The following is a 26,748-nucleotide window of genomic DNA, read 5'->3' on the forward strand; positions in this document are numbered from 1 at the left end:
TATGTAAGGTAGAATCAACGGCGTTAAGTTTTCTGGTAATTCTATATTGAAAAAATCTCTGATATTTTGAGATCAAAAATAAGAAAATCTGGAAAAAATGAGGTGGCGTCAGGGATCAGGACTGAGTTCCCTGAGGTCCTGATTCAGGAGCAGCGTGGTTCCACGAGCCGTACCCGTGAAATCCGTGGCCCTTGAAGCCATGTCCGCCAAACATGCCAATTCCGCGGCCGCCGCCCATCTGGATGTCGCCGGACGTGTGGAGCACTTGGCCGTTTCCTGCGTCAACTACAACTATGTGTCCTACTTGTGTATCAGCGTTGACTACAAAGAACTTGTAGGCGAGGTAGCCCTGAACAACGCCAAGGTTGCCTGATACTATCGTGCCATTCGCAACCTGCGCAGCAGCCGTGTCTGCGGCAGCCGTAAACGACACCTTCAGATTGTCCTTGATGTAGTTCTGCACGGTTCCCTTGACATCCACCGAGCCTTTGATGCTTGGGGCGGTTTTGTTCTGCTCCTGAGCGAACGCGGTCCCTGCAGCCAGCGCGGTTATCAGCACTGCCGCTACTGCAACGGCTGGGATCACGACGCTCTTTCGAAGGTATGGGTTTCCCATGATTGGTGTAGTTGGAAAAATAGTTTTAACCCTTCTTTACAAGTGATAGGTAACAAAGTTACTACAGTTAAAATGATGATGTTTCATATGCAGACACTGCTCACTTTGAGAGGCGTGTTTTTCCATCAGATTCAGAAACGAATGATTCAGAAACCTGATGATTTAAAAAAAGAAAAAGAGAAAGTGCCCACCCGTTGTCATTTGCTTGACTTTTGTGGGCCCTCTGTCTGTGTGTGCAAGATTCGTTGCTTTGGTCCTTGCTTTCTTAACCAGTCATGTTTCCAGTCTGGTTTCCGCCAGTCATGTTTCCACCCGGAAGCGGGAACGGAGGAGCTGGAGGAGTTGCCTGGTCTGGATTTGCTTCAAAAGCCGTCTGGGTCATGTTTCCAGTCACGTTTCCAGGCGGCGTCACGTTTCCACCCGGAGGAGTCACGTTTTGCGCGAAAGCGACTGGTGTTGCTATCGCCACTGATGCGACGGCAAAACCTGCAGCCAGCAACGCAAGTACGAACGCCCTTTTGTTTCCTGTTAGACTTGACATCGCTGAAATGTTGCGCAATACTGGCTTTAAAGGCTTGAGCAAAAATGATAGGTAGCGAGATTATCCGGAACATTTAGAGCAAAATTTGCAAATACTATTTTGGCTGTGAAATGTCTGGAAGCTCTCTTTGAACTTCTTTCTGTTTAGCGCCACTCGCAGGCATTTTTTCGCAATCAACGCAATCATAGGTCTGACATGCCCTGTCATATCTAGAAATGGGTAATTTGAAAAAAGAGATAAAGGAGGACGAAATCGCGTCAGAAAACGCCTCCGATGCCCAGGTCGCCCATAGGCGCTCCTTCCGAAGTGGTGAGTACATTTCCTGTTCTCGGGTCGACGACTACCTGGAAGAGCATTCCATTGTTTACGTCTATCACGGTGATATTATACACCGGATTGCCCTGCATTATCTCAAAGCTGCCTGCAATTGCCGTGCCGTTGACAAACTGTCCTTCTGCAACGTCAGCAGCGTCCACCAGCGTCGCAGTCGCGTTTCCACTGTCTAGAAATTCCTTTCCTCCTTGACCACCAATCGTGCCTAAAGGCGTTCCTTCAGAGATGGCAAGTACAATTCCGCTGCTGGGGTCGATGATCACGCTGTAGGCAGTATCATTACCAATGTTGGCCACTGTGGTGTTGTACACCAGGTAACCCTGCACTACATCAAGGTGACCTAGAATTACAGTTCCATTGACAACTTGATTCTCTGCTATATCTGAAGCATCGACAAATGTTGCGTTCAGGTTTTCATTTAAAAAGTCCTTTGCTGCTTGTTGGGCATTTATGGAGCCAGTTATCTGAAGGGATGTCTGTGTGGCATTACCTCCTTCCGGACTGGCTGGCGGGACTTGCGCGGAAGCAAGAGGCATCATCACCACTACTGCTGTTGTACCCAGTGACGCAACCGCAAAGCCGACCGCCAACAGGGCAGGAATAAACAATTTCTTGTTTCCTGTAAGACTTGACATTACTACATTCTTGTAACTACAATTTTAAAGAATTGGGAAAAAAGAATAGTTAAGAAAATTACCGACACATCTGATAGAACCGTGGCAACTACTATCTATTCTGCCCCGCGTTATTCGCAGGTTCGTCTTCGTCGAATTTCTTGTCAATCTCTTCCTGCAGTTTCTTGTACCTGTCGTACTTTTTGGTCCACTTTGAAAGGACCAGCCACTGCCTTATGCCAATCCCAAGCCAGACTATTGATACTATCCATGGCAGCTGCCTGAGAAACACCCTTTCCTGGTGTATTTCCCGGAATCCTCCCGGGCCAGGCATGAAAGGCTCCGTCAGGGCGTTTACAATCAGGAACGTCAGGGGCGGCACTATCATTCCCGTCAGTACCATGACTATGAACAGCCTCTTTGTCCTGTTAAGCTCGAAAATTATGCCGTCTATTATCTTGAAGAGGTTCTCGCTCTTGTTGCTGTGGTGATGGTCCTTGCCTTCGTCAGACAACCCTCTGCTTCACCTCCGCTGCGCAGCCTGGAAACATTTCAATCATTTGCTGTAGTATCTCCCCTTGGAAACAGCTCTTCGTATGGCTCAAGGACGGCCCTGAGTATCTCCTTTCCCTTTTCCGACACGCTGTATTTTATTATCATCTTGCTCCCCCACGGTTCTTCTTTTCTGGTTATCATGCCCTTGTTGACCATCTCGTCAAGTATCTCCCTGTGCTTTGCGTTGTTGAGGCCACAGTAGCTCATGAGTTTACTCTGGTTCAATTCTCCATGTTCATACAGCTTGAGTATGATGTCCTTTCTGATGTAGATCCTTTCTCGATATTCATGCACCAATTCAACTCATGCAATAATTGCTTGTTCTCTTCATCCTGCATTGTCATCTTTCTATATAAATAATTGATCATGCTCTCTCCCTCAGAGACAAAATAACAACGTTATTCATGTAGATCGGAATGTCATCCTTGCGCCCTAAAAAGTACAAAGGTAACAATGTTACTTGTCATTTGTAAATAACACTTATTACGAAATTTTCTTACATTTTTTTCTGGGTATGGCAGTAAAAAGAAGAGTATTACATTACGCAGCAGCCGCTGCGACCGCGATTGGAGGCATACTGCACCTCATCCTTGCGCCAAACATGCTTGGATTCAACACCAATACGGGCCTGTTTTTCCTCATAGGCGGGATCGCCCAGGTCTTCTGGGTCGTACCGACGATAAGGAGGTGGGGCAAACCATGGTACGCGGTCGGCATTGGCGGCACGGCTGTCCTGGTGGCGGTATACTTTATCACAAGGGTGCCGGGCAACCCGATCACCGGCAGAGGAGGCGGCGTGAATCCGATGGCGATTGCAGTCGAGGTTGCGCAGCTGGCGTTCATCGGACTGTGCATCGCGATTCTTGCAATGGCCGGGAAAAAGAAAGAGGAAGCAGGCAAAAAATGACGCACCCTTATCATCATCATGATCCTTCTGCAAGGCCGGAATTCCATGAAGAAACAGGAGGTGCCGCGGACTTGCCCAGAGATATCGCGCTGGAAGCGAAGGACCTGTACAAGGTGTTTGGCTCGGGTGCCGGCAAAGTGGTGGCACTAAAGCACGCGACTTTTACAGTGAAAAAAGGCGAGTTTGTGGCCATAGTCGGGCCTTCAGGAAGCGGCAAGTCCACCCTGCTCAACCTCCTTGGAGCCATCGACAGGCCTACTTCGGGCAAAGTCATCATAAACGGAGTGGACATTTTCTCTCTCGGCGACCAGGAAATAGCAACGATGAGGAACAAGCTCATCGGCTTTATCTTCCAGTCGTACAACCTGATAAACAGGACCACGGTCCTGAGAAACGTCGAGCTCCCTGCAATCGTGATGGAGATAGGCAAGGAGGAAAGGCGCAACAGGGCGCTAAAAGTGCTTGAAGTGCTGGGAATAAAGGACAAGGCAAACTTCAAGCCGACAAGCCTGAGCGGAGGGCAGCAGCAGCGAGTCGCCATCGCAAGGTCGCTGATGAACAATCCTGCAATCCTGCTTGCTGACGAGCCGACTGGAAACCTTGACACCAAGACGGGAAACGAGGTTTTCGCGCTCTTGAAAATGCTGTCGCACAAATTCCGCATGACGATAATAATGGTGACGCACAACCCAGAGCTTGCAGCCGCCACCGACCGCGCCATCTACGTCAGGGATGGTGGCATCGAAAAGGAGGTCAGGAATTTATGATGAGGATGATGACGCCTGGCAGCAAAGTTAGCGCAGGCACGCGGATCCTGTCACTCCTTTTAATCGGAATCCTGCTCTTTTCTCTTTCGTCGGTCGTCCTGACAGGCGCAAGCGCGCAGAGCGAGCTACCGCAACCATCCGAGAGGCAGATCATCGACGCGTCAGTGAGCGGCCCAGCGTTTCTCAACGCATATTGGATCGACCGCAGCACGAGCACCTCTGCTGCCGCCGATGTCCGAAAAGAAGTCGGGCCGGGAGATGGCGCGTCGACGCTGGCCGTGGTGATGGTGAACAGGGGGTTCTCTGCAATCACCGGTGTTACCGGCCTGCTTACCCTGCCAGCAGGATTCTCGTCCAATGGCAGGGCCTCTCCCGGTGGCACCGCCCTTGCCACCGTTGACAGCGTGGTGGACGCTGGCCAGACATTCATCCTGTACTTTGACCTGGATGTCTCTAACAGCACCCATGTCGGGACGTACAACACCGCGCTAAAGGTAGAATACCAGAGATTGTATGAAACTGGGAGCCCGCGGAGTAACGAGGACACCATCCCGTTCAGGCTGACTGGCAAGGTCATCCTTGATCCTGTAGCAGTCACGCACAACCTGGTACCCGGCGTGTCAAACAACGTCGACATTGCGATAAGGAACACTGGCAGCGCGCCTGCAACCGGCGTGATAGTGTCGATAACTGGCATCAGCATAAACGGCGGATCGACAAGCACAATTGAGAGCTCTTCAGGCGCAACAATCAGGCCGCAGATAACCAACTTTGGGACAAACACCTTTACCCTCGGCACGATACCGGCAAGGTCAAACGCCACGCTCACCACAACCTTGTTTCCAAACATATCCGCGGGAGGAAACACTGCAGGCATACAACTGCAAATCACGTACAACGATGCGACAGGCAGCGCCAAGACCCTGACGCCGGCGATAGGGGTCATTGTGCTGCAGAATGCGCCCTCGGTCATTGGCGTGAGGGCTTCCTCGGGCGAGAACCAGACCGACAACCGCATAGTCGCCGGCAAGGCGGATAACTTTGTCCTTGAAATCGCAAACAAGGGCACCAGCAGGATAAACAACGCGGTCGTGACCATGCAGTCCAGCTCTACTTCTCTGAACATACTTGGCGATTCAAAGTGGGCAGTAGACGAGATCGACCCCGGCTCGCAGGCCAAGCTTGAAACTCAGGTGTTTGCATCAACCTCGCTTATCGGCAACCCGGCAACGTTTGACGTGACCATCGACTACATCCTTGACGGGTCGCCCAAGACGGAAAAGTACGTCCTTGGGACATATGTTGACGGCGAAATAGTGCTCCGCGTCTACGGTTTATCGATCAACTACGTCGGAGCCACGCCTACCCTCGTCGGCAACATACTCAATGAGGGCAACACCGCGGCATTTTTCACGACAGTCGAGCTGGTGCAAGCACCTGGAGAAAGCCAGCCTGCTCAGCGGGGCAACAACTCTGCTGGCAGTAGCGGGCAGTCCAGCTCTCAATTTCCGCAACAGGGCGCTACCCCGGGCGGCGGGCAAAGGAACAACAATACTGCCGCCACCGCGCCTGCCCCGCAGTACCTTGGCGACCTGACGGCAAACTCGCCGCTTCCATTCAGCATACCGATGGACATCCCGCGCAACTCTGCAGCCGGCACGACGCATCCCGTGACGCTAAAAATAACCTACAAGGACAACCTGAGAAACTCCCACGAGTTTGTAACCAGCGCAAATGCCGTCTTGGCACAGCAACAGGCTTCTGCATCTCCTGCAGGGAGAATAATCCAGAACCAGAACGGGAGCCAATTCTTCATGATGGTAGTAATAATAATAGGCGTCGCAATAGCGGCCGCAGCAGCCGCCTTTTTCGTAGTCAAAAAGAGGCGCGCAAATGCAAAAAAGCTGAAAGAAGTTCAGGATGACGGCCCTGACAAGCGCAAGAACATCGAGGACATACTGGAAAACCCTGCTACGGATACAAAAGATCCGCCGACATCATCGTGAGTGTGTAATGTGCGATGAAGATCGACGATATCTACTACCTCTCGTTTGAAGCCCTCCGGGACAGGAAGGTCCGCTCCGCCCTGACGATACTGATGGTAGTGGTGGGAAGCTCCCTAATGGTCGCGCTCAACGGCCTCACCGCGGGATTTGGAGTGTTTATCGAAAAGCAGTTCAGCAACTTGGCAAGCAACGTCCTGACCCTGACCAACTCTGGCGGAGGCGGCACCTTTGTTGGTGGAGGCGGAGGAGGCGTTGTCATTTCTGCCGGCGGCCAGCCTCAATCGTCCGGCACCACGGTCACCTTTAACGCCGCGGTAGTCACAAAGGTAAAGACACTGCCACTGGTAAACGATGTCATACCCACGTACACGGGGCGCGTCACGCTAGAGTCGCAGGGAAGAGAGAGGAGCGTTTCCGTGTTTTCAATAGATCCAGACAAGCTTGTGACCATAGCGCCCACGATACAGTACAAGGAAGGCGCAAAACTGGAGCAGAACGACCCCACTGGGATGGTGGTCGCGGACTTCATCGCCAATCCCGAAGGCCAGCCGACCCCGTTCCTCGTAGTCGGACAGACGGTCAAGGCGTCCTACTCGTTTGTGGATCCGTACACCGGCGAGGACAAGCAAGAGTCAAGGTCGTTCATAATAAGAGGCGTAATGGCCCAGACGGGAAACCCGAGCATCGACAGGGCCGTAATAATCAGCCCCGAGATCGCAAACTCGCTCCTGCACAAGAATGGCAGGTACGACTCTCTCATGGTAGTCGTGCCGTCGCCGGACGACGTCAGCACGGTGCAGGATGAAATCCGGGTTATATATGGCAACGGCGTCGGCATCAGCACCCCGCAGGCAGTACTGCAGGCAAGGCAGCAATTTACGTCCGGCTTTAGCTCTTTTATCCTGGCAATAGCGCTGGTCGCGCTGGTCGTGGGCGCAGTCGGCATCGTGACAACTCTCTACACTTCTGTCACGGAGAGGATCCGCGAAATCGGCACAATAAAGGCGATAGGAGCTCTCAACAAGGACATACTCTTGATCTTCATAAGCGAAGCCTCGATAATAGGGGTAATTGGGGCCACGCTGGGGCTGGTGTTTGGAATTACAGCAGGGTCCCTCCTGACAGGCGTATTCAGTTTCGGGCCGAGAACGGGCGGTGGCCAAGATATATCGCCGGTTTACCTGCCATCGGACCTCCTGTACGTGTGGGGCCTGTCCGTAGGGCTGAGCCTGATGGCCGGCATTTACCCTGCATGGAAGGCGTCGCGGCTTGAGCCCATCGTTGCTTTGAGGCGGGACTGACGGAAAAAGGGCCTCTGTGTCCAACCCCTTGGCTTTCGGTTCTTCCTATTGCTTGTACGCGGGCCTGTCGGATGGCGCGAAATTGTCGAGGATTCCCTGCGCGCGCTCTGGCTCGGTGCGCAGCACCTCCCTGACGATCTTTTGCACCTGCTCAAGGGTGTAAAAGTAGTCTCCCTTGCGAAACCAGATGTCTCCCTTGAGATCAAAAAGCTCGTGCAGTTCCATTGTATCTCGCATAAAAAAGAGTCTCTGCGATATTGAATGCTTGCTAGTTTTCTCACAAGTGAGAATCGCTGCGGCGACTTCAGCTATTGTTGGTTATTTGCGCGCTTTTCCCAGCCCAAACTCTTCATGCAGGGCATTTACCGCGCGCTCACAGTCGCTGTCGTTCACCACAAATGCGAGGTTCAGCTCCGACGAGCCCTGTGCTATCATTATGACGTTGATGCTGCGCTTGGCGACGGCGCCAAACACCTTTGCCGCCACGCCCTTTATCCCGCGCATGCCCGAGCCCACCACCGCAATGACTGCAACGTCATCGCTCACGTTCACCTGCTTTATCACCTTGCCAAGCAGGTTCAGTTCAAGCGTGGTTGTCGCCTTGTCAAGGTCGCTCTTGCGCAGGACCATGGAGATGCTCGACTCCGACGGGCTCTGGGATATCATCATGATGTTCACCCTGTTCCTGGCAAGCGTGTCAAAGATCTTGGCCGCAGTCCCCGGCGCCCCCACCATGCCGCCTCCGCTCACGTCGACGAGCGCTGTGTGGCGTATTGCGCTTACCGACTTCACTATCTTTTGCGAGTCGCGGCTTGGGTTCTGCGTGATTACCGTGCCGGGGTGCTTGACGTTGAACGTGTTGCGTATGCGTATCGGGATCTTGGTGTCCATGACGGGCTCTAGCGCCCTTGGGTGCATGTACTTGGCGCCAAAGAGCGCCATCTCCATCGCCTCTGCAAACGAGACCTCCTTTAGCACCTGCGCGCTTTTCACTATCTTGGGGTCCGCTGTCATCAGGCCGTCAACGTCGCTCCAAAGCCACACCTCGCTTGCGCCGACGCTTGCCGCGACTATGGTCGCGGTATAGTCCGAGCCTCCGCGCCCTATCGTAGTCGTGTTGCCGTGCTGGTCTGCGCCGATAAAGCCAGTTATGACCGGCACCGCCCCGCGCTTTGTTATCGGGCCAAGCCTGTGGTTCACGCGAAGCTTTGTCGTGTCCATTAGCGGGCGGGCCTCGCCGAAATTGGAATCCGTCACGATGCCTGCCTCCTTGCCGGTAAGGTATTCCGAGTCGACGCCGATGTCCCTGAGGGCGTACGCGACTATCGGGGTCGACAGGCGCTCGCCAAACGACATCAGGTAGTCAAGCGACTTGGGCGTCACCTCTCCCAGAAGGACGATGCCTCCAAGCACGTCTTTGAGCTCGCCGATCGTCTTTCTCACGTCTGCAAGCGCGTCTTCCCTTAGTTTCTTGTCGGATATCGCGCCGCTTGCAATGTCGGTGTGGATCTTTAATGATTTTTTCACGAAATCCTCGATCGAGGTGCGGTCGCCGCGCCTCACGCTGTCTGCTATGGACAGGAGGCCGTCGGTCATGCCCCTGACCGCAGAAACAACGCAAACGACGTCGTTGCCTGGCTTGTGGGATGACTTTATCAGCTGCGCTACGTGCCGGACCTTGTCTGGCGAGTCCACCGCCGTACCGCCAAACTTCATCACGATTATCATTGCAAAGTCATCAGTCCTGTACGCGGGGAGCCAGATAGAAGTGTATGCGGCCGACGTTTGCTATCTTGAACTCCAGCCTGAGGGGCATCTTGCTTGAATACTCGGCAGCGACAGAGCCTCCCATCGCAATGACTGCCTTTGTTATCTTGCTGAGGTAGTCGAGGCTGTACGTAGCCTTGCTGTCCTCCTTGACGGCAAGCTCTTCAAGCCCCTCGTTTCCTGCTTCAAGCGTCACGCTTGCCTCGCCCGAGTCGCCCTTGCCTGCAAAGTTTATCCTGCCAGACTTGCTATCAAGCGAAATGAATTCAGATACTACCTGAACGTCTGATAGCACCTTGTCAAACGCCACTGCTGAAAGCACTGCTTTTGAGTTAAAGTTGAGCTTTGGAAGGGGAGTCGAGCTGGCGGAACTCTCGATGAGCCGGGTCTTGTACTCGCGCTTGTAGCCGTTCTGCATCCTTACGTGCAGCATGCTGTCGTCGCCCAGCAGTATCTCTACAGTGTCCTTCTTGTCCGCCCTCTTGACCAGCTTTGAGAACTCGTCGACGCGGATCCCGAACTTGACTGCGCTGTCGCACTCGTACTTTTCAAACGCCGCAGCGGGCCAAAAGATGTCGATGAGCGCAATGTGGGACGGGTCCATCCCGCGAAAAGATATGCCTTCGGCTGTCGCTTCAAACGTGGCCTCGTCGACCAGCGTCGAGATTGCAGACGCAACGGCTTTCCACTCCTCGGGAGACTTTGTCTTGGCTACAAACACCAAATTACAGTATGTGGCAGCCTATACTGATTTTAAACATTGCTGTCCGCAAGCCCAGTCTTGGGCACAAAAAGATCTTTGGTTTTTCTAAAATCCTGCCATAGATCTGCAAGCGTGTTTGCAAATGTTGCAGCCTTGTCCAACTCTTAAATACGATAATCTCGATAGTTATACTGTCTGGTTATTGGACGATCCTTTCGCTGTGGATGTCCAGCGTGGCAGTCCGACAGCAGCCGAAACCGCAAGGAGCATTAGCAGTAATACCCCTACTACTGTTACTAGCGTGTCAGAGGGCCTGAAGGCGGGCCAGAGGATAGCCAAGATTTCCGTGATAACGCTGGTCGCCATAGGCATAGCCGAGCTTGCAATGGGCCAGATAAGCGGGAGCATCGTCGCAACCGCAGACGGCATCGACTCGCTTTCTGACGCCATGATCTCGCTCATCGTCTTTGTCGGGCTGTACCTGGCAAACCGGCCTGCAAACAAGAAATTCCCCTTTGGCTATTACAAGGTGGAAAGTTTCGCCGCGCTCATTGCGGCAATAGGAATGGTCGCCATAGGCGCGTTCATCCTGTTCCACTCGTACGAGTCGCTGATGGATCCGCACAGGATAGAGCAGCCAGTGCTGACTATGGTTGTCCTGGCAGCCGCCGGCGCCATATCACTCCATAGGGCGCTCCAGATGAGAAAGATAGCGCGAAAATACGACCTGCTTTCGCTCAAGACGGACGCCAAGAACTCGATAAAAGACGGCTCGGCATCGATAATCGGTTTTGTCAGCGTGCTAGTCGCGTCGCAGTTTGGGTTCCTCCAGATGGACGCAATCGGCGGCATGATAATTGCAGGCTACATATTCTCTGTCGCGTATTTCTCGCTAAGGCAGTCATCACTCACGCTTGTTGACGCATGGCAGAACCCCGGCACTTCTGACAACGTCAAGCAGCTTATCGAGGCCAAGTTCCAGGCAGAGCCGGTGAGGGTCAGGTCGGTGTTCCTGAGGCCGACCGGCATGATGGCCCACGCAGAAGTGCACCTTGAAGTCGACGGGGACAAAAAGCTGGCAGACTTTGAATCGCTGTCTCTTCAGGTCCAGAGCCTTATTCGCTCCAAGTTCCGGCTTATTGACAGGATATCCGTGATACCGCACCCGACGTCTTTTGACGGAAAAAAGGATACACGACTGTGATCTAGAAGAAGAACCAGAAAGTCTTTAACAAATGAGCCGCATCTTCTTTCCGTCGTGAAGTTTCTTTTCGTGTCGCCAGAAGCCCTGAGCCTTGACCTTGCATACAGGATAGTGCAAGAAGGGCACGAAGTGAAGTTCTGCGTGCAGAGCGAGACTGAAAAGGACGTGGGCGACGGCTTTGTGGAAAAGGCCGACAGGTGGGAGGACCACGTTTCCTGGGCAGAAGTCATAGTGTTTGACGACATTGGCTTTGGCAGGGCCGCAGACAAGCTGCGCGCGGAGGGCAAGAAGGTCGTGGGCGGGAGCGCCTACACCGACAGGCTAGAGAGCGACAGGGAGTTTGGCCAGAACGAGCTTGCCCGGGCCGGCGTCTCGATACTCCAGAGCCGGACGTTTTCCGACTTTGAGGAGGCGATAAAATTCGTGCAGGCCAACCCGTCGCGGTACGTGATAAAGCCAAGCGGCAAGGCGCAGAACGATAAAGAGCTCCTGTTCGTGGGACAGGAGGCAGATGGAAACGACGTGATAAACGTCCTTGCACACTACAAGAAACACTGGTCAAGCAAGATACGGGTCTTTCAGATCCAGCAGTTTGCCTCCGGGGTCGAAGTCGCAGTCGGCGCGTTTTTCAACGGCAAGGACTTTGTCAAGCCGATAAACGTGAACTTTGAGCACAAGAGGCTGTTTCCCGGCGACATCGGGCCAAGCACGGGCGAGATGGGATCCTTAATTTTCTGGACGCACCAGAGCAGCATCTTTGGGCTGACGCTTGAAAAGATGAAGCAGCAGCTGGTCGAGTCCGGCTACGTGGGCTATATCGACATAAACTGCATCGCAAACGGGACTGCCATCTACCCGCTAGAGTTCACGTCGCGCTTTGGCTACCCGACCATATCGATACACATGGAGGGGGTGACGGGCGAGTGGGGCAGGTTCCTCCATTCTATTGCAGGCGGGGAAAATGTCGCGCTGGAGGCAAAGAAGGGGTTCCAGATAGGGGTGGTGATCGCGGTGCCGCCGTTTCCGTTCACGGACGACAAGACGTTTCGCAAGTTCTCCGAGGACGCGACCGTGCTGTTCAAAAAGCCGGACATGGCCGGCGTGCACCTTGGCGAGATAAAAAAGGACGGGAGCGACTGGCGCATCGCAGGGCGCTCAGGCTATGCGCTGGTTGTAACGGGGTCGGGCATAACAACGGAAGAGGCCCGGCAGCAGGCTTACAACAGGGTTGCAAACATCATGATACCGAACATGTTCTATCGCACGGACATTGGAGCCAAGTGGATAAAGGACAGCGACCTGCTTCTTTCGCTTGGTTACCTCTAGGCAAGCGCGCTGATGCCGTCGTTCGTGACAACCATCGTTATAGTCGACCTGATGTCGTCTATCTTGCGCAGTTTTGAAGATATTATCTCCTTGACCCTGTCCGGGTCGGGAGCCTCTATCTTGACCAGTATGTCGTAAACTCCGCGGACCTTGTAAACCTCTTTCACGCCTTCTATCTTGCGCAGCTCTTCTGCGACGCGGCTGTCGCTCCCAAGGCTGGTGTTCACTAGAACAATGACTTTGCGCACAGTTATTCTAGCGCAGCCCCAAGATTTAAACTCCCTCTGCGAATCTTGGCGCAGATTCTATGCTCGTATAATCATAATTCCATTTCCGGGGTAGAGACTCGTACCTGAAAGTGCAACTATAATTGTCTATCTGTTGATGTTGTATATGCCTCTATGCGGTCGTGCTTGCGAAATGCGCCATAGTAGGCCAGCGCGGCCATGGCCAAGGCAAGCAGGTACCAGTTTGGTATTACGAAACTTCCAAGATCGATTGCGCCCATGTGCATCGAAGTCCAGTCCGTAGACTGCATCAGCCTGCCTCCCTTCGGGTCGCCTGCAAGGGGTACAAGCCACCTGTTGGCAAACCATGCAAAATCCTCGATAAGGATCGCTGCTATCAGGTTTGCAAACCCGAGAAACAGCGCCTTTCTCCTCTTGTGCTTGCCCAGCAGCTTGAACGCCATGTCGTCCCACAGGGCGACAAAGCTGATGAGGATGAATATGAAGAGCATGGGGAAGAGGTGGTACTGGTACATGTTGCCGATGATTGGCCTGGTTTCCCTGCTGGCAGAAGAACTTGCCGTCCCCTCGACCTTGCCGTTTGAGATCTGGAGCGCGGGGTCCTTGATGTAGTAATATTCAAGGTGTGCAAAACTGATCGCAAAGACCGCGCAGATCACGGCGGTGGCGATGAACTCTACCTTCCTTGCTCCCAGATGTGCCAGAATGTTCTCGCGGTAAGTCAGGCCGCTGGAATGATCCCCGTCCTTGCGTTCTGATTTGGAGCCTATGTATGATGTAGGGCCGCACTGGATAAAAGAGTTAAGGGCATGTATGTGTCTTGTTTCTAAATGCCGGGCTGCAAAAAATCGCGGCATCGCTGCGCGCGTATATGCTACTATTGTCGATCCTTTTTGACGGCTATTATCGTAGTTGTAGTGCACGTCATGCCCGGCACGGTCCTTATCTTGACTATGGTATCGCGCAGGGCCTCTTCGGACTTGGCATCGACCTTTACGATGATGTCGTATATTCCAGACGTCTCGTAAACGGCCGCGGCATTTGAAATGTTCTCCAGTTCGCTCTTGGCGGCCTGTACTAGCTTGGGGTCGCAGTTGAGGAACACAAACGCAGACGTCATCTGGAGCGCCTACCACTACTACTACTTTTCTGCTCTAAGCAGGGAATAGGCCAGCACCGCTGCCGAAACTGCAAGCGACGCGACAAATATTGCAAGGGCCATGTCCATCCGGTTCTTTTCCCTCCTCCTTATCCCTGTCCCGTTCCAAGGAACTCTGCATATGTGTCCGGGTACTGCCTTGCAAGCTCTATGTTCAGCTCTAGCACGTTGACATGATCAGGGGCAAAAGCCACCAGGTTTGCCGACCTGTTTCTCTCGATGTTGAGGTCTATCATCGTAACGAGGTAGTTCTCCGGTATGCCAGTAGCCTGGCTTACGCCCTTTGCCTGCGAATAGGCATCGTCGGGGGTTATGTGGGGGTCGACTCCTGACGCTGTTTCCACTGCAGGCCGGGGGTGGAAAAACTTGGGCGACGAAAATTCCTGCGCGACGAGCCGCGACCCGACCTCCTTTCCATTCAATTCCAGGATGCTCCCGTTTGACTGGAACGGAAGCGCGCTCTGCCCTATCGCCACCAGCGCAAGAGGGTACGCTATTCCGGTCACGACCAGCATCAGCACAACCACCCTGATTGCGGGCTTTAGCGTTCCGGGCTTGATCTCCATCTTTTTCTTGTCTCCTCCTCTCCTATCACATAAAGATCGACAGAAGTACGTCGATCCCCTTGATGGCCGCAAACGGCAGTATCGCCCCGCCTATTCCGTAGATGAACATATTCCTCACAAACGTCTTTTGTGGGGGCTCGGGCTTGAACCGCGTCCCCTTTAGAGCCAGCGGTATCAGGAGCGGTATGATGATTGCGTTGAATATCAGAGTCGACAGCACCGCCGTCTCGGCGCTGTGCAGCTGCATTATGTTGAGCGCCTGCATCTTGGGGTTGCTCTCCATGAACATCGCCGGCAGCAGCGCAAAGTACTTTGCCACGTCGTTGGCGATGCTGAACGTGGTTATGGCTCCCCTCGTCATGAGCAGCTGCTTGCCGAGCTTGACCACCTTCAGTATCTTTGACGGGTCCGAGTCAAGGTCGACCATGTTTGCGGCCTCTTTTGCAGCAGCTGTCCCGCTGTTCATGGCAAGGCCGACGTCGGCCTTGGCAAGCGCAGGCGCGTCGTTGGTGCCGTCGCCTACCATGCCTATGACGTGGCCCCTTCTCTGCTCCTCCTCGACTTTTCTCAGCTTGTCCGTGGGCTTGGCCTCTGCTATCACCTGATCGACATTTGCCTCGTGTGCAATGACCTCTGCGGTCAGCTTGTTGTCCCCTGTTATCATAACCGTGCTTATTCCCGTAGCCCTGACCTCGTCAAGCTTTTGCCGGATGTTTTCCTTGAGGTTGTCCTTTAGCGCAACAAGCCCTATGGCCGTCCTGTCGATCATCACGATGAGGGGCGTGCCGCCGGTCTTTGAGACTTCCTGGGACTTCCATTTCAGCTCAGCCTCGTTGAGGTTGTCGGCCATCGGAAGCATGGCGTCTATGGAGCCTTTGAGGATCCTTGCGTTCCTGTTGGAGCGGGTGATCTCTCGCAGCATTGTCGCGACTCTGCAGCCGCTGCTTACCGGGCCGTTGAACGACTTGACTGCCTCCATCTCTTCCAGGGTCGCCCTCTTGCTCGGGATGAGCTCTATGCCGCTGTACCTTGTCTCTGCGCTGAACTCTATCGGCTTTGCAGTGATTATCTTTTCCAAAAGTGGCGGCACGAAATTCTTTGCCTCTGCAAGGTAGACCGTAGATTTGCCTTCGTGTGTAGTGTCGTGTATGGATGCTGCAAACGCTGCCTGGCCAATGTCCTCTTCAGTAAAGCCCTGCATCGGCATGAACGCTATTGCGCTCCTGCTTCCCTCGGTGATGGTGCCTGTCTTGTCAAGCACCAGCACGTCGCAGTCGCCGGCCGCCTCGATCCCCTTGCCGGATTTTGCAATGATGTTGTCGCGCCCAAGCCTTGTGATCCCTGCGACTCCGATTGCGGGAAGCAGCGCCCCGATGGTGGTGGGCATCAGCGCCACCAAGAGCGCCACAAGAGTCGCGATGTCCACCGGGTATCCGAGGAAGCGGGCAAAGAACAGCAGGGTGCCTATGACCATGATGAATATTATCGACAGCCCTGCCAGGAGTATCGTCAGCGCGATCTCGTTCTTTGTCTTGGGCCTTGTCGCGCTCTCTATCAGGCCGACCATCTGGTCGAGAAAGCTGCGTCCTATTTCTGCTGAGATCTCTACCAGCAGCTTGTCGCTTGCGACCCTCGTCCCTCCAATCACCCTGTCGCCCTTTTCCTTAAAGACAGGATTGGACTCGCCCGTCATCATCGACTCGTCGACAAACGCCTTGCCTTCGTTGACAAGTCCGTCCCTGGGTATGATCTCGCCTGCATGGACTATGACTTCGTCTCCCGGCTTTAGGCTGGTCGACGTGACTATTGTTTCCTTGCCGTTTACCCACTTGCGCGCTGGAACCTCTTTTTCCAGGCTCCGGAGCGAGTCGACCCTCGCCCTTGCCTGGGCTTCCGAGAGCGACTCTGAAAATGTCGCAAACCACACGGTGAGGATGAGTATTATCGCACTCTCTATGTAGAATACCTGGCTCTTGTTCACGTATTCGTTAGAGATGTCTGGAAATACCGCGATCGCAAGGACAAGAAAGAACCCTACTTCGACGGCAAACATCACCGGGCTGTTTCTGGCAAGATCGTACGGGCTCATTTTTGTGATCGAGTCGCGGATCACCCTGCCGCTTATCGCAGATTCTTTTTTTCCGCGTGCTGTTTGGATATTGTTGTTATTATTTTTGCTCATCGTAATCCATCAACTCCCCATCGAAAATGGCCCTATTGCAAGGAACGGAAAGAACGTCAGCGCAGTCAAAAGGAACGTCATGACGACCAGCACGGTTATGAACAGCGGCCCCTGGGTCTTGATGGGCTCGATGACTTCCTTTCTGTCCTTGACGGTGAACGAGCCTGCGATTGCCAGCATCAGGCCAATAGGGATGTACCTGCCAAGCAGCATCACGATCCCTGTCGAATAGTTCCAGAACGGCGTGTCGGCCGACGTGCCAAAATAGTCAGAGCCATTGTTTGCAGCGGCCGACGTGTATTCGTAGAGCGTCTGGGTATATCCGGTAGCCGTGACGGTCTGCTGGCCTTGCGTTCCAAGTACTGTCTGCGCGTCTCCACTCATAAGCGATATTGCAGTCGGGATGAGTATCAGCGCCGGATGTATCAGAAATATAAACACCGCCAGCTTGATGTCGTGCGAGCTTATCTTCATGCTCAGGTACTCTGGCGTCTTGCCTACCATCAGCCCGACTATGAACAGGGTCAAGACCACGTAGACTATCATGGTCATCATGCCCGTGCCGTCCGCGCCGGGGATTGCCTGGACGAACATGCCAAGGAAGAGGCCGGTAACCGCGCTCGGGGACATGCCTGCAAGTGAGGACGCGACGGCGCCCGTGTTTGTGGATAAGGACCCTACGTTGAACAGCACGCTTCCAAAGCTGCCGAACCGGGTTTCAAGGAGCGCCGGCCCGCTTTCCTGTACAAGCGCTATTCCGAGCATCACTCCAAACCCTGCAAGCATTGCTATCAGGATCGAAACGCCCCTTCCCTTCCCGACCAGCTTTGCAAACGCAATCGGGAACGAGAGCGGTATGACAAGCATCAAGAGTGTTTCAAACATGCTTGAAAGCCCACTTGGGTTTTCAAACGGGTGGGCGGAATTAGCAGAGAAATAGCCGCCGCCATTGCTTCCAAGCTGCTTTATGGATTCGAGCGACGCCACGGGGCCCATGACCATCGTCTGCTGGCCGCCTTCCAACGTGCCCACGGTTGCCGATGGGGCGAGGGTCTGCGGGACTCCCAGGAACACCAAGAGCAGGGCAGAGACAAACGCCACGGGAAGTAAAAGCGTCACGATGACGCGGATAAAGTCGACGTAAAAGTTGCCCAGGCCGAAATTTTTCCTGATAAATGCCCTGATGAAAGCAAATGCTGCCGCAATGCCGGACGCCGGCGCAACAAACATTATGAAAGTAATTACTGTCATCTGTGAAAATACCGAAAGCTGCTGGTCGCCTGCATAGTGCTGGAGGTTGGTATTTGTGATAAAAGATGCCGCCGTATGGAAGGCAAGGTCCGGGCTAAATCCATCTAGGCCCTGCGACACCGGCAGGAGGCCCTGGGCCATCAGCATGACGAATACAAAACCTGCCACTATGGCGTTGGTCACTACAAGGGCAAGGAGGTACTCCTTCCAGCTCATTTGCTGGTCCTTGTCGATCCCGACCATCTTGTAGAATCCGTTTTCAACCCTTGCCAGCGTCTTTTCCAGCGGCCTGCTCTCGTACGTTATCATCCTTGCCATGTACGTCCCAAACAGCACCGCCATCGTAACGGTGCTTCCAAGCAGTACTGCCAATTGCACGGTTGGATCTGCCAAAACTATTACTGCCTCCTTGTCTGGCTTTGAAGGGACATCATTATCATCATCGCGTCCTCGGGATCTGACAGTAAAGAAATTCTGCCCAACTAGATCATCTAAACCGCATCTAGAACGTTGAATATTAAAGGGTTGTGAAAACGAAAATATGGAAAATTTTTATTTTTATTGCCTGATATTGCAAGAAATTATATGGCCTCTAGCTCATGAAAGTGGAGAACTGTCATGTTTCCAGCTTCTATTTTCAAAAAGGCACTTTTGCTAGGCCATTTTTTGCGGGTTTGCTTATAAAGCGTCACGCTCGATTCTTGCATGCCAGACCGGCTGCGTCATATTTTCAACTTTGGCACAACAATGTGAGATGAATTCCATGATTCTTGGCAGTTTTGATAGGGCTAGCAGTCCCTGTCCCGTTCAGTGGATTTAGTTCAATCCTGGCTCAAAACTTGGAAGCGCGCTAAAACGACAAATTGCAGATCGCTATTTATTTCAACATAATGCGCCGCAAACAAAAATAGCCCCGGCGCTTTTCCTGTGTACAAAAAATATTTCCAGCAAACTCGAAGAGATCCGCATACATCTGTATGCCACTATTAAACATAGAAATATGATAGAACCTGATTCTATCGAAAAGCCAGATTTGCTGGAACAGGAAAAACCTACGAGTAGTTACGCCAAGTGTGGTTGCACTTGGTGCACCTGAAAAACTGGGTCGTAGCCTCATCCGCCGACCTCGTCTGGAGCATCCACCATACTGCCGTGTTGTTGTCGCAGGTCGGGCACTGGATGGTTATAGTGGGCAGGTCCTGCTGCTTGTCGTCGTCCATGACCTTGAGCGACGCGTTCCTGCCGGTGACCTGCTTGACCTCCGTCACGCTCTTGCCGTCAGAAGCGCCCTTTTTTGCTCTAAATCCGCACTTTGGGCAGACTACGTCATCGCCTGATGGCTTCAAGCGCGTCTGGCATTCTGGGCAAAAGCGCATATTTGTGTAAAACACCACCCGCGTGTTATTTTAGCGCCGCCTTGACAAGGCCGGCAAGCTCTTTGGAATAATCAGCAGCCGAAACAGCCGCGTCCTGTATGACCTCGACTGGGTCCTTTCTCTTTGTCGCAACCCTCATCTTGAAATCCTTGGTGAGTGGGTGCTGGAGCATCACCCCTGCAAAATCAACGCTTTTTTCCTTCAAGAGCTCGTGCTGGACGATGTAGAGGATAGAGATGTCCTCCTCGCGCACCTTCAGCTCAAGTTCATTGTCCTTAAAATCGGTGATCTCTGCAAGCATGATACGTAACACAGACAACTACTTATTGAGGATATAAATGATACCATGGCTGGAGATATTGTCGAGCTACATCAGCGGCGCAACTCTTGAAAAATCGCACGACACGGTCAAGGCCGACCAGCCGCTCACGCTGAGCCTCAGCTTCAAGATAGACGGGGCGATCCGCGAGGCGTTTTCGCAAAAGAACTGGGAAAAGGCGTACAACAAGCACGACAACGGCTTCCGCATGACTATTGAAGTGGACATTAAATCGGGTAGGAAGGTCGTCATGCCGCTCAAGTTCGTGAGAAAAGCCGCGCTGTTCTGGACCAGAAACCCCAAGATCCCGCACAGGATATGGGTGTCAGTCGTCAAGGACGAGACTCCGTTTTACCCGCTCTCCGAGGACGAGGCAAGGTCGCTCCTGTTCGACGTCAACAAGGTGATAGAGCTAACAGGAACAGAGCTTGCATCTGGCGCCCACCGGCTGTCTGCCGACATTCGCGTGCAGTGGGGCAAGCACGATTATACAGAGCCGGTGGAAATATCGGCCAGGTCAAACGAAGTAGAATTGCGCGCCGTTGCTTGAGATTTTTTGCCGCATTTTTTTGCATGCTTTTTCACTTTGTATAGATAGAGTACTGTGACGTCTCCGGCTCATCTGCCACTTGGATGAGACTATAACGTTACAGCGCCTGAAGACTACATCCTTTTTTGAAAGACTCTGGGAAGGATAACCAATATTCGGAGCTCAGATAAGAAACAGAAGTGCTTGACCGATGATTTATTCGACTGTACCCATGCAAGATTTGCAATGGCTCTGTCAGGAGTTCGACGAGTTATCGTGAGCTAAACTCAGGTAATGATGCATGCCATCCTGTTAACGATAGCACCTCAGGAGTCAGAGTCGTATTTTAGAGATGCACGTCTAAAGAATAAGGCATCCTCATCGTCGCGGTTAATTTCCAATACCTTGTCGAAGCACGCTCGTGCCTCTTTGTATCTTTGTAGATTGAAAAATACTACTCCTTTCTCTTTGAGCAAAGCAGGGCTGCTAGGATTTTCCTTCAGTTTTTCATCTAATTCAGAAAGTCGGCTCTGTAAGGCATTTTGATACTTTTCGGATGTATTGACGTTGTGGGCATGACGTTTCCGCTTTAATTGCTGCGCAATCTTTTCTAGCAATGCCGCAGTATCATGATCGTCACGCCACTCGTCTAGTTTGTACTCTATGGACAAGTCGTAGAGAGGCTCATTATGTTCCTTATTGTTAATGCGATAAGCATCTATTCTTATTTCTGCAAGCTTTGTAGCCGTTTCTTTTTCAGAGATCTGAAATGTTGCACCTGTTGTGTAGGAAGATGCACTATAAAACACTCGAGCCGGTATTGAATGGGAATCTAGATAAAATCCAGTGTCTGAGATATAGGACTCTTCTGGCATTATATGTATGATACTTGCTTGTTTCACATATTTAATTACTAGGCCAAGATCTGTTGAGTTCAGACATCGATTTGTGTAAATAAAAAATGAGGGATCGCCATACCTCACAGGGGGCTGTAGCTTGTGAAGGTAAACTCAACGTAGATGAACGAGCCTGCTTCTACACCTGTATTGCTGTCTGTAAGGGTTGGTGAATCTGTGTGCCCGGGCTGCAATATCTGTGCTTCCTTGAATGTGTAAGCTCCTACATTCGTCCATATCGAGTGCCAGTCTGGTGGTTCTGAAACGTCAGTTAGCCTTGCGCCGGAGTAGTACCCGGTGTATCCTGCTCTCATTTCATAATAGACCTGAATCCAAGGGTTGTATTCTTGAGTATAGCCAGTCAGTTGCTGCGGAGTCCCACCATAGGGAATGCTGGTCCAATCTTTGACAACTCTGTCACACACAAAGATCACATTGCATTGGTAGTGATAGCCTATTCTCGCTTGCAAGGAATCGGTTGGACCTGCTAATGTACTTGGTTGTTTGTCAAATTTTTGATTCTCTACGGGGTATTCTTCGATTGGCAAATATTCCTTCAGATGGTTCTTGAATTCTTCTTGCGTTCTGACCTTATCGGGTTTCTTTTCTTCCGCAAAGGCAACGTTCGCGGTAGTTAAAGGCACAGAGAATGCACCTATCAACAGAACCGCAGACATCAACATTGCAATGCGGATCTTGTTGTTCAAGATCATCGAGTCAAAATATGGTACTCTGCCAATAAACCAGACTCACCTTTAACACAATCCTTGGGTGAGCAATGTTTTTAATATCATAAATTTTCTTTTCCTCGTGTTATCCTATATTACCATTAAATCATTATTGTTGTGCTTACTATTCGTATTATCATTGGATTCTATTGAAGTAATTTATGCTCAAAAAGCTACGATTGAAGGAAGATTTGTGAGTCCGGATAACAATTTAGAAATCATTTTTCCTGAAGGATGGACAGGAAATTTTGTCAGATCTCCTGATAATTCCACTAGTATCGTGGTGAGCCCGGGTCAGGCTATGGTAAACGAAACTTCGGTAACAACAACTGCAAGCATTTTCGTAAATACTGTGACAAGACAGGTAGCAAACCAGACTAACCTCCTCAAGAACATTGATGAAAGTACCTGTAAGGAAAAAACAATAGAGGAAGTCATCATTAATGAAATGCAAGCAACATCCGTAAGTTTGACAGAATGTGATGGTTTCCCATTTTATAAGGCGAAGGTCTACTTCTTTCAAACAGAGCAGGATATGATAACATTGGGTTATGTCGCACCATCAGACTCGGAATTTGAGAAACATCAATCTGATTTTGAATCTTCCGTCAATAATTTACATATAGCCAACACTATAAGCGCGCCCACAATACCTGAATTTCCGTATGTATTCATAGTGACTATGCTAGCTCTTGGGCTTATGATTGCTCTACGATCATTTGTCAATGGGTCTCCCCGGCCCTGCTAGGCAGGTATGTATAGTATACGATCCTAAATTACGGTGAATTCTAAGATTATCTTTACCTAGAATGTGATACTATAATTTTTATATATCCAAAAATAGATACAACGTGCTCATGAAGTCGTTTGATCCAGATATACGCGTACTTTGCCGCTTAGCGGAAGCCTTCAGCAACGCGATATCTCTGAAGAAAACGCATTTGCACTTGGCAAGCCGACTAAGGTGGGATCTTTTTAACAAGTATATTGAATGGCTATGCGCAAACAATTACGTACTAACAGACGGGAACACATACTGCTTAACCTCTTCCGGAAAAGAAATGTTTGCCAAATGCTTAGAATTTAATGTGTATCTTTACGGACAACGTCGAACATGATCTGAACCTTCCTTTTTTTGCTAGGACAACTTCCAACTTGGACAGCCCGTACTGTAACGTCTCCGGCTCATCTGCCACTTGGATGAGACTATAACGTTACAGCGCTATAGATGGCCAATATTTATTAGTTGGTTTGTCCCTTAATCATTAGGTTACTAACTAAATGCAAAAGAGCAATCAAGCTAACCTTGGATTGACGGTTAAAAATACTGTTATTATGATGCAAAAGGCATTTGATTTTGATCTCCAAAAGAGCGTGGGGATCAGCTGGAGTCAAGCAAAAGTGATCATGACGCTTGCGCAAAAGAACGGGATGGCCCAGAAGGAAATTGCAGACGGCATCTGCATCGAGGCCCCGACACTCGTCCCGATAATAGACAAGATGGAGCGTGAAGGGCTAGTCGAGAGGAGGCAGGACGAGGCCGACCGGAGAAACAACAGGGTATACCTTACTGAAAGATCGCGGTCGCTTCAACATGCCATAGATGAAAGTATCGCACGGGTACGAAAGGTGGCGTACAAGGGCATAGCAAAAGACGATCTGGACACGACCAGGCACGTTTTGGACATGATCTCCAAAAACGTCGCCGACTACCTAGAGTCGCAGCAAAAGACCCCTGTCGCAGAGATCCAACAAAAAGCCGCAAGGCAGTGATTTTCCGTGGAAAAAGAAAAAAGCCCAAGCCCAGACAAGATCCCGCTTTCTGCGTGGAAGACACTGGCAATTCTCAGCTCCATCGCCACGATGGTGATGTACGCCGAGACCATGCTGGTGCCGTCACTTCCACACATAATACGCGAGTTCTCGCTTCCCTACAGCATCTCGCCGTGGATATTGACCACATACCTGATAGCCGGCGCGGTGATGACGCCAATTGCCAGTAGCCTTGCCAACATGCACGGCAAGAAAAAGATACTCTTGTACATAATGCTGGTCTATGGCGCAGGCGTGGTAATTGGCGGGGTCACAAACGACCTCTACAGCTTTATCGTGGCAAGGGGGATGCAGGGAGTGGGCATGGCAATGTTCCCGCTTGCATTCAGCATAGTAAGGGAGCAGTTCCCAAGGAGCCGGCTTGCCATAGGCCAGGGCATAATCACGTCCATGTTTGCAAGCGGGTCGATACTGGGCCTGCTCGTGGGCGCAGGGATTTCAGAAGCATTTGGATGGAGGATGACGTTTCTATCCATAGTGCCCATCACGGCCCTATTGCTAGTTGTCATCATGCGGTCAATACGCGAAGGCCAGATCCACCCGCAATGGCAGCCGCAGCAGCAGGGAAACGGCGCCAGCGCCGGCCCTCCAGCAGTAGGAGTGGAGCCAAAGCCGTCGCTTGACATCTATGGCGCAGTTGCGCTTGCCATAGTGATAACGTCGTTCCTGCTCCTCCTCACATATCTCAGGCCCGACGCCGGCGGAGGCAGCAGCATGCCAATGTTGCTTGCAGTATCTGGAGTCTGCGCTGCTTCCTTTGCGGCATTCGTGCTCATAGAACGTCGGGCCACGCACCCGGTTGTAGATTACCACATCTTCAAGAACAGGACGCTGCTCTTGGCAAACGTCATGATAATAGTCATCGGCTTTTCGATGTTCATGGTGTTCCAGACCATCCCGATACTTGCGGAGAGCCCCGAGCCGATAGGCTTTGGCGCGGACGTTACAGAGGCGGCAACCATACAGCTTCCATTCGCAGTAATCCTTCTGGTGTTTGGGCCGACCTCCGGGTTTATCGTGTCAAAGATGGGCTCGATACGTCCTGCGATAATCGGTAGCGCCGTCAACGTCCTTGGCTTTGTACTTCTCGCCTCGTTCCATTCACTTCCTTGGATGGTGTCTGTGAGCCTCGGGATAATCTCTACCGGCCTATCGCTTGGCAGCGTAGGCATAATGAACATAATACTGTTGAACACGCCCCAGCGCCAGATGGTATCATCGCTTGGCAACACTACGCTCTTGAGAATAGTCGGAAGCTCGGTCGGGCCTGCCATGGCCGGGGTGCTTATGCAGACCCACCTTGTGGCCGCAGACGGGTTTTCTGGCACCTTTCCTGCGCCAGAGACCTACACGATGATATTTGTCGGCGCCGCGATTCTGGCAACGCTGTCGGTAGTGATGTCTGTACTCTTGAGAAAATCGATTCCCGTATCGCTGCGCACTGCCTGACACACACAAGATCCATGTGGATTTATAAGATTATGACGCGAATATTGCACTATGCAGAGCGAGGTCCCCGGCAGGGACGCAGAGCTTGGCGTTGCACTGCCAAATGGCAGGGTGAGGTGCACGGCGTGCGCCCGCTACTGCGAGATACCTGAGGGAAAGACCGGCCTGTGCGGCGTCCGGGGAGTCGTCAACAACAGGTTGCGGCTGTTTGTGTACGGCCGGGTGATTGCAGGCAATATCGATCCGATAGAGAAAAAGCCCGTTACCCATTACCAGCCGGGCTCGTCGATATTTTCAATCGCGACAACCGGCTGTAATTGGTTATGCCAGTACTGCCAGAACTATGACATTTCGCAGCGGAGAAAGGTAGAGGGGACGGAAATGACGCCAGAGCAGGTTGTGCAGGCCGCAGAGCTGCAGGGCGCGCAGGGGATGGCCTACACGTACAACGAGCCATCAATATTCATCGAGTTTGCCCGCGACTGCGGGATTGAAGCGCACAAGCGGGGCATATTCAACATCTTTGTGTCAAATGGCTACGACACGCCCGAGTCCGTGAATGAAATGTCCAAGTTCCTCGACTGCATTACCGTCGACTTCAAGGGTTCGGGCAAGCAAGAGTTTGTCAGGCGCTACATCGGCATCCCAAGCGCAGACCCGATATTTCAGACGCTCAAAGAGATAAAAAACAAGACGAAAATCCACGTCGAAGTCACGGACCTGATAGTGCCAAGGGTGGGCGACGACCTGGAGCAGGCAAAGAAGCTGTGCAGGTTTGTACGCGACGAGCTTGGGCCTGACACGCCGGTCCATTTCCTGCGCTTCCACCCAGACTACAAGATGATGGAGTTTGGGCTGACGCCTGTAGAGACGCTTGAAAAACACTACCAGGTCGCAAAAAACGAGGGCTTGACCTATGCATACCTTGGAAACGTGCCTGGACACCCCCTCGAGGACACGTACTGCCCCGGCTGCAACGCCGTTGCAATCGGGCGCTATGGCTTTTACGTCGACGAATGGAACCTTGATGCAGACAACCGCTGCAAAACTTGCGGCTACAATCTTCCAATAGTGGGCAGCCTGCACAAGCAGAAGCGGCGCTTCCAGTTTGTATAGGTTAAAATTGCGCTTGCCGCCCGCAGTCTGCGGGGTCGTTGTCTAGCTTGGTTAGGATGCCAGCCTTGGGCGCTGGAGGTCGCTGGTTCGAATCCGGCCGACCCCATTTTTCTGCTTGAAAATACTGATAATATCGTGGTGCCTAGTAGCGACCCGCCCTGCCTGCCGCTGGTACAAGCTTTTTTTGTTCTCTCTTCTTTTCTGCCGCTGCTAGCCTGATTCAGCAGGACGCCCTTCCTGTGCCTCTGGACCGCGTCCCCTTCTTGCCCTTGTCGCAAACAGCACCCCGACGAGGAACACAAAGATGCCTATGGTGATGGCGTACGTGCTCATTGCGTCAGCCATGCTGTTCAATCAGGCGATCGTCGAAGATAAAGTTGTCGATGAGTGCCGAATTCCAAGAAGTGTTATAGCATGTGCTAGGTTGTGATAAATAAAATGAGAAAAAGAAAGGAA

The 26,748-nt window shown here is 52.1% G+C and carries 31 protein-coding genes and 1 tRNA gene; 13 read left to right on the forward strand and 19 right to left on the reverse strand.

Annotated features, from left to right (window positions below; translation table 11 throughout):
* Window positions 1-115: 115 nt before the first annotated feature.
* The 5 genes from NVIE_RS12900 to NVIE_RS12920 form a co-directional block, all read right to left on the reverse strand.
* The gene (locus NVIE_RS12900; RefSeq protein ID WP_075055622.1) at window positions 116-616 is read right to left on the reverse strand and encodes a PepSY domain-containing protein; all 501 of its coding nucleotides are present in this window, start codon (window positions 614-616) and stop codon (window positions 116-118) included.
* A 265-nt stretch (window positions 617-881) separates the two neighbouring features.
* Window positions 882-1,157 (reverse strand): hypothetical protein, encoded by a 276-nt coding sequence (locus NVIE_RS12905; RefSeq protein ID WP_075055623.1) that lies wholly within the window; start codon window positions 1,155-1,157, stop codon window positions 882-884.
* Window positions 1,158-1,414: 257 nt separating this feature from the next.
* Window positions 1,415-2,125 (reverse strand): PepSY domain-containing protein, encoded by a 711-nt coding sequence (locus NVIE_RS12910; protein WP_075055624.1) that lies wholly within the window; start codon window positions 2,123-2,125, stop codon window positions 1,415-1,417.
* A 91-nt stretch (window positions 2,126-2,216) separates the two neighbouring features.
* Window positions 2,217-2,618, reverse strand: coding sequence for a hypothetical protein (locus NVIE_RS12915; RefSeq protein WP_075055625.1), 402 nt, complete (start codon window positions 2,616-2,618; stop codon window positions 2,217-2,219).
* A 38-nt stretch (window positions 2,619-2,656) separates the two neighbouring features.
* Window positions 2,657-2,953, reverse strand: a complete 297-nt coding sequence (locus NVIE_RS12920) for a winged helix-turn-helix domain-containing protein (protein ID WP_227717384.1) — start codon at window positions 2,951-2,953, stop codon at window positions 2,657-2,659.
* 220 nt (window positions 2,954-3,173) lie between these two features.
* On the opposite strand from NVIE_RS12920, the gene NVIE_RS12925 reads away from it, so the two are divergent.
* From NVIE_RS12925 to NVIE_RS12940, 4 genes are read left to right on the forward strand one after another with little or no spacing between them, the layout of a single operon-like run.
* Window positions 3,174-3,566 carry a DUF7475 family protein gene (locus NVIE_RS12925; protein ID WP_075055627.1) on the forward strand — a complete coding sequence of 131 codons (393 nt, stop codon included), beginning with the start codon at window positions 3,174-3,176 and terminating at the stop codon, window positions 3,564-3,566.
* Window positions 3,563-4,333: an ABC transporter ATP-binding protein gene (locus NVIE_RS12930; RefSeq protein ID WP_084790837.1), complete on the forward strand. Its 771-nt coding sequence runs from the start codon at window positions 3,563-3,565 to the stop codon at window positions 4,331-4,333. The genes NVIE_RS12925 and NVIE_RS12930 overlap by 4 nt, the downstream gene beginning before the upstream one ends.
* Window positions 4,330-6,339: a COG1361 S-layer family protein gene (locus tag NVIE_RS12935; protein WP_075055628.1), complete on the forward strand. Its 2,010-nt coding sequence runs from the start codon at window positions 4,330-4,332 to the stop codon at window positions 6,337-6,339. The genes NVIE_RS12930 and NVIE_RS12935 overlap by 4 nt, the downstream gene beginning before the upstream one ends.
* A 14-nt stretch (window positions 6,340-6,353) precedes the next feature.
* A complete protein-coding gene (locus tag NVIE_RS12940) occupies window positions 6,354-7,640 on the forward strand; it encodes an ABC transporter permease (RefSeq protein WP_075055629.1) in 1,287 nt (428 codons plus the stop codon).
* A 45-nt stretch (window positions 7,641-7,685) separates the two neighbouring features.
* Here NVIE_RS12940 and NVIE_RS12945 read toward each other — a convergent pair whose 3' ends face one another.
* The 3 genes from NVIE_RS12945 to pcn all read right to left on the reverse strand — a co-directional run bounded on the left by NVIE_RS12945 (window position 7,686) and on the right by pcn (window position 10,128).
* A complete protein-coding gene (locus tag NVIE_RS12945) occupies window positions 7,686-7,877 on the reverse strand; it encodes a hypothetical protein (protein ID WP_144239738.1) in 192 nt (63 codons plus the stop codon).
* Window positions 7,878-7,958: 81 nt separating this feature from the next.
* On the reverse strand, window positions 7,959-9,356 hold the full coding sequence (locus tag NVIE_RS12950; protein ID WP_265101324.1) for an aspartate kinase: 1,398 nt from the start codon (window positions 9,354-9,356) through the stop codon (window positions 7,959-7,961).
* A gap of 22 nt (window positions 9,357-9,378) precedes the next feature.
* The gene (gene pcn, locus NVIE_RS12955; protein WP_227717558.1) at window positions 9,379-10,128 is read right to left on the reverse strand and encodes a proliferating cell nuclear antigen (pcna); all 750 of its coding nucleotides are present in this window, start codon (window positions 10,126-10,128) and stop codon (window positions 9,379-9,381) included.
* Window positions 10,129-10,312: 184 nt separating this feature from the next.
* Between pcn and NVIE_RS12960 the strand changes: the two genes are divergently transcribed.
* The gene (locus NVIE_RS12960; RefSeq protein WP_158435243.1) at window positions 10,313-11,314 is read left to right on the forward strand and encodes a cation diffusion facilitator family transporter; all 1,002 of its coding nucleotides are present in this window, start codon (window positions 10,313-10,315) and stop codon (window positions 11,312-11,314) included.
* A 54-nt stretch (window positions 11,315-11,368) separates the two neighbouring features.
* The gene (locus NVIE_RS12965) at window positions 11,369-12,640 is read left to right on the forward strand and encodes a phosphoribosylglycinamide synthetase C domain-containing protein (RefSeq protein WP_075055634.1); all 1,272 of its coding nucleotides are present in this window, start codon (window positions 11,369-11,371) and stop codon (window positions 12,638-12,640) included.
* Here the strand turns inward: NVIE_RS12965 and NVIE_RS12970 are convergent.
* The 8 genes from NVIE_RS12970 to NVIE_RS13005 form a co-directional block, all read right to left on the reverse strand.
* Entirely contained in the window at window positions 12,637-12,888 is a 252-nt protein-coding gene (locus NVIE_RS12970) for an Lrp/AsnC family transcriptional regulator (RefSeq protein WP_075055635.1), read from the reverse strand. The two genes, NVIE_RS12965 and NVIE_RS12970, sit on opposite strands and share 4 nt — an antisense overlap.
* A gap of 116 nt (window positions 12,889-13,004) precedes the next feature.
* Window positions 13,005-13,745: a hypothetical protein gene (locus NVIE_RS12975; protein ID WP_075055636.1), complete on the reverse strand. Its 741-nt coding sequence runs from the start codon at window positions 13,743-13,745 to the stop codon at window positions 13,005-13,007.
* Window positions 13,746-13,765: 20 nt separating this feature from the next.
* Complete coding sequence (locus NVIE_RS12980; RefSeq protein WP_075055637.1) at window positions 13,766-14,008, reverse strand: Lrp/AsnC family transcriptional regulator; 243 nt, start codon at window positions 14,006-14,008, stop codon at window positions 13,766-13,768.
* A 128-nt stretch (window positions 14,009-14,136) separates the two neighbouring features.
* Entirely contained in the window at window positions 14,137-14,613 is a 477-nt protein-coding gene (locus NVIE_RS12985) for a potassium-transporting ATPase subunit C (protein ID WP_075055638.1), read from the reverse strand.
* A gap of 25 nt (window positions 14,614-14,638) precedes the next feature.
* Window positions 14,639-16,795, reverse strand: coding sequence for an HAD-IC family P-type ATPase (locus NVIE_RS12990; RefSeq protein ID WP_075055639.1), 2,157 nt, complete (start codon window positions 16,793-16,795; stop codon window positions 14,639-14,641).
* A gap of 9 nt (window positions 16,796-16,804) precedes the next feature.
* Entirely contained in the window at window positions 16,805-18,439 is a 1,635-nt protein-coding gene (kdpA, locus tag NVIE_RS12995) for a potassium-transporting ATPase subunit KdpA (protein ID WP_144239740.1), read from the reverse strand.
* A 659-nt stretch (window positions 18,440-19,098) separates the two neighbouring features.
* On the reverse strand, window positions 19,099-19,422 hold the full coding sequence (locus NVIE_RS13000) for a transcription factor S (RefSeq protein ID WP_075056205.1): 324 nt from the start codon (window positions 19,420-19,422) through the stop codon (window positions 19,099-19,101).
* A 25-nt stretch (window positions 19,423-19,447) separates the two neighbouring features.
* The gene (locus NVIE_RS13005) at window positions 19,448-19,723 is read right to left on the reverse strand and encodes an RpoL/Rpb11 RNA polymerase subunit family protein (protein WP_075055640.1); all 276 of its coding nucleotides are present in this window, start codon (window positions 19,721-19,723) and stop codon (window positions 19,448-19,450) included.
* A 58-nt stretch (window positions 19,724-19,781) separates the two neighbouring features.
* On the opposite strand from NVIE_RS13005, the gene NVIE_RS13010 reads away from it, so the two are divergent.
* Entirely contained in the window at window positions 19,782-20,291 is a 510-nt protein-coding gene (locus NVIE_RS13010) for a hypothetical protein (protein WP_144239741.1), read from the forward strand.
* A gap of 305 nt (window positions 20,292-20,596) precedes the next feature.
* On the opposite strand, the gene NVIE_RS13015 is transcribed toward NVIE_RS13010, so the two are convergent.
* Complete coding sequence (locus tag NVIE_RS13015) at window positions 20,597-21,145, reverse strand: tetratricopeptide repeat protein (RefSeq protein ID WP_075055642.1); 549 nt, start codon at window positions 21,143-21,145, stop codon at window positions 20,597-20,599.
* 104 nt (window positions 21,146-21,249) lie between these two features.
* On the reverse strand, window positions 21,250-21,873 hold the full coding sequence (locus NVIE_RS13020) for a hypothetical protein (protein ID WP_144239742.1): 624 nt from the start codon (window positions 21,871-21,873) through the stop codon (window positions 21,250-21,252).
* Between the two features lie 160 nt (window positions 21,874-22,033).
* Here NVIE_RS13020 and NVIE_RS13025 point away from each other — a divergent pair, with 160 nt between their 5' ends.
* From NVIE_RS13025 to NVIE_RS13050, 6 genes are all read left to right on the forward strand, one after another.
* Complete coding sequence (locus NVIE_RS13025; protein ID WP_144239743.1) at window positions 22,034-22,642, forward strand: hypothetical protein; 609 nt, start codon at window positions 22,034-22,036, stop codon at window positions 22,640-22,642.
* 109 nt (window positions 22,643-22,751) lie between these two features.
* Window positions 22,752-23,012: a winged helix-turn-helix domain-containing protein gene (locus NVIE_RS16345; RefSeq protein WP_075055645.1), complete on the forward strand. Its 261-nt coding sequence runs from the start codon at window positions 22,752-22,754 to the stop codon at window positions 23,010-23,012.
* A gap of 217 nt (window positions 23,013-23,229) precedes the next feature.
* On the forward strand, window positions 23,230-23,667 hold the full coding sequence (locus tag NVIE_RS13035; protein ID WP_075055646.1) for a MarR family winged helix-turn-helix transcriptional regulator: 438 nt from the start codon (window positions 23,230-23,232) through the stop codon (window positions 23,665-23,667).
* Window positions 23,668-23,673: 6 nt separating this feature from the next.
* Window positions 23,674-25,176 carry an MFS transporter gene (locus tag NVIE_RS13040; RefSeq protein WP_084790841.1) on the forward strand — a complete coding sequence of 501 codons (1,503 nt, stop codon included), beginning with the start codon at window positions 23,674-23,676 and terminating at the stop codon, window positions 25,174-25,176.
* 51 nt (window positions 25,177-25,227) lie between these two features.
* A complete protein-coding gene (gene amrS, locus NVIE_RS13045) occupies window positions 25,228-26,292 on the forward strand; it encodes an AmmeMemoRadiSam system radical SAM enzyme (RefSeq protein WP_075055647.1) in 1,065 nt (354 codons plus the stop codon).
* Between the two features lie 31 nt (window positions 26,293-26,323).
* A tRNA-Pro gene (locus NVIE_RS13050) sits at window positions 26,324-26,398 on the forward strand.
* A 104-nt stretch (window positions 26,399-26,502) separates the two neighbouring features.
* On the opposite strand, the gene NVIE_RS16200 is transcribed toward NVIE_RS13050, so the two are convergent.
* On the reverse strand, window positions 26,503-26,637 hold the full coding sequence (locus NVIE_RS16200) for a hypothetical protein (protein WP_258914131.1): 135 nt from the start codon (window positions 26,635-26,637) through the stop codon (window positions 26,503-26,505).
* Between the last annotated feature and the right edge of the window lie 111 nt (window positions 26,638-26,748).

Origin of the sequence: Nitrososphaera viennensis EN76, from assembly GCF_000698785.1 — an archaeon.
Taxonomy (GTDB): Archaea; Thermoproteota; Nitrososphaeria; order Nitrososphaerales; family Nitrososphaeraceae; genus Nitrososphaera; species Nitrososphaera viennensis.

Excerpts from the sequence above, each read along its gene's own strand:
- NVIE_RS12900 (WP_075055622.1), bottom strand. The coding sequence starts at position 616 with ATGGGAAACCCATACCTTCGAAAGAGCGTCGTGATCCCAGCCGTTGCA.
- NVIE_RS12905 (WP_075055623.1), bottom strand. The coding sequence starts at position 1,157 with ATGTCAAGTCTAACAGGAAACAAAAGGGCGTTCGTACTTGCGTTGCTG.
- NVIE_RS12910 (WP_075055624.1), bottom strand. The coding sequence starts at position 2,125 with ATGTCAAGTCTTACAGGAAACAAGAAATTGTTTATTCCTGCCCTGTTG.
- NVIE_RS12925 (WP_075055627.1), top strand. The coding sequence starts at position 3,174 with ATGGCAGTAAAAAGAAGAGTATTACATTACGCAGCAGCCGCTGCGACC.
- NVIE_RS12930 (WP_084790837.1), top strand. The coding sequence starts at position 3,563 with ATGACGCACCCTTATCATCATCATGATCCTTCTGCAAGGCCGGAATTC.
- NVIE_RS12935 (WP_075055628.1), top strand. The coding sequence starts at position 4,330 with ATGATGAGGATGATGACGCCTGGCAGCAAAGTTAGCGCAGGCACGCGG.
- NVIE_RS12940 (WP_075055629.1), top strand. The coding sequence starts at position 6,354 with ATGAAGATCGACGATATCTACTACCTCTCGTTTGAAGCCCTCCGGGAC.
- NVIE_RS12945 (WP_144239738.1), bottom strand. The coding sequence starts at position 7,877 with ATGCGAGATACAATGGAACTGCACGAGCTTTTTGATCTCAAGGGAGAC.
- NVIE_RS12950 (WP_265101324.1), bottom strand. The coding sequence starts at position 9,356 with ATGAAGTTTGGCGGTACGGCGGTGGACTCGCCAGACAAGGTCCGGCAC.
- NVIE_RS12975 (WP_075055636.1), bottom strand. The coding sequence starts at position 13,745 with ATGCCGCGATTTTTTGCAGCCCGGCATTTAGAAACAAGACACATACAT.
- NVIE_RS12980 (WP_075055637.1), bottom strand. The coding sequence starts at position 14,008 with ATGACGTCTGCGTTTGTGTTCCTCAACTGCGACCCCAAGCTAGTACAG.
- NVIE_RS12985 (WP_075055638.1), bottom strand. The coding sequence starts at position 14,613 with ATGGAGATCAAGCCCGGAACGCTAAAGCCCGCAATCAGGGTGGTTGTG.
- NVIE_RS12990 (WP_075055639.1), bottom strand. The coding sequence starts at position 16,795 with ATGAGCAAAAATAATAACAACAATATCCAAACAGCACGCGGAAAAAAA.
- NVIE_RS13000 (WP_075056205.1), bottom strand. The coding sequence starts at position 19,422 with ATGCGCTTTTGCCCAGAATGCCAGACGCGCTTGAAGCCATCAGGCGAT.
- NVIE_RS13005 (WP_075055640.1), bottom strand. The coding sequence starts at position 19,723 with ATGCTTGCAGAGATCACCGATTTTAAGGACAATGAACTTGAGCTGAAG.
- NVIE_RS13015 (WP_075055642.1), bottom strand. The coding sequence starts at position 21,145 with ATGCCAGAAGAGTCCTATATCTCAGACACTGGATTTTATCTAGATTCC.
- NVIE_RS16345 (WP_075055645.1), top strand. The coding sequence starts at position 22,752 with ATGAAGTCGTTTGATCCAGATATACGCGTACTTTGCCGCTTAGCGGAA.
- NVIE_RS13035 (WP_075055646.1), top strand. The coding sequence starts at position 23,230 with ATGATGCAAAAGGCATTTGATTTTGATCTCCAAAAGAGCGTGGGGATC.
- amrS (WP_075055647.1), top strand. The coding sequence starts at position 25,228 with ATGCAGAGCGAGGTCCCCGGCAGGGACGCAGAGCTTGGCGTTGCACTG.
- NVIE_RS16200 (WP_258914131.1), bottom strand. The coding sequence starts at position 26,637 with ATGGCTGACGCAATGAGCACGTACGCCATCACCATAGGCATCTTTGTG.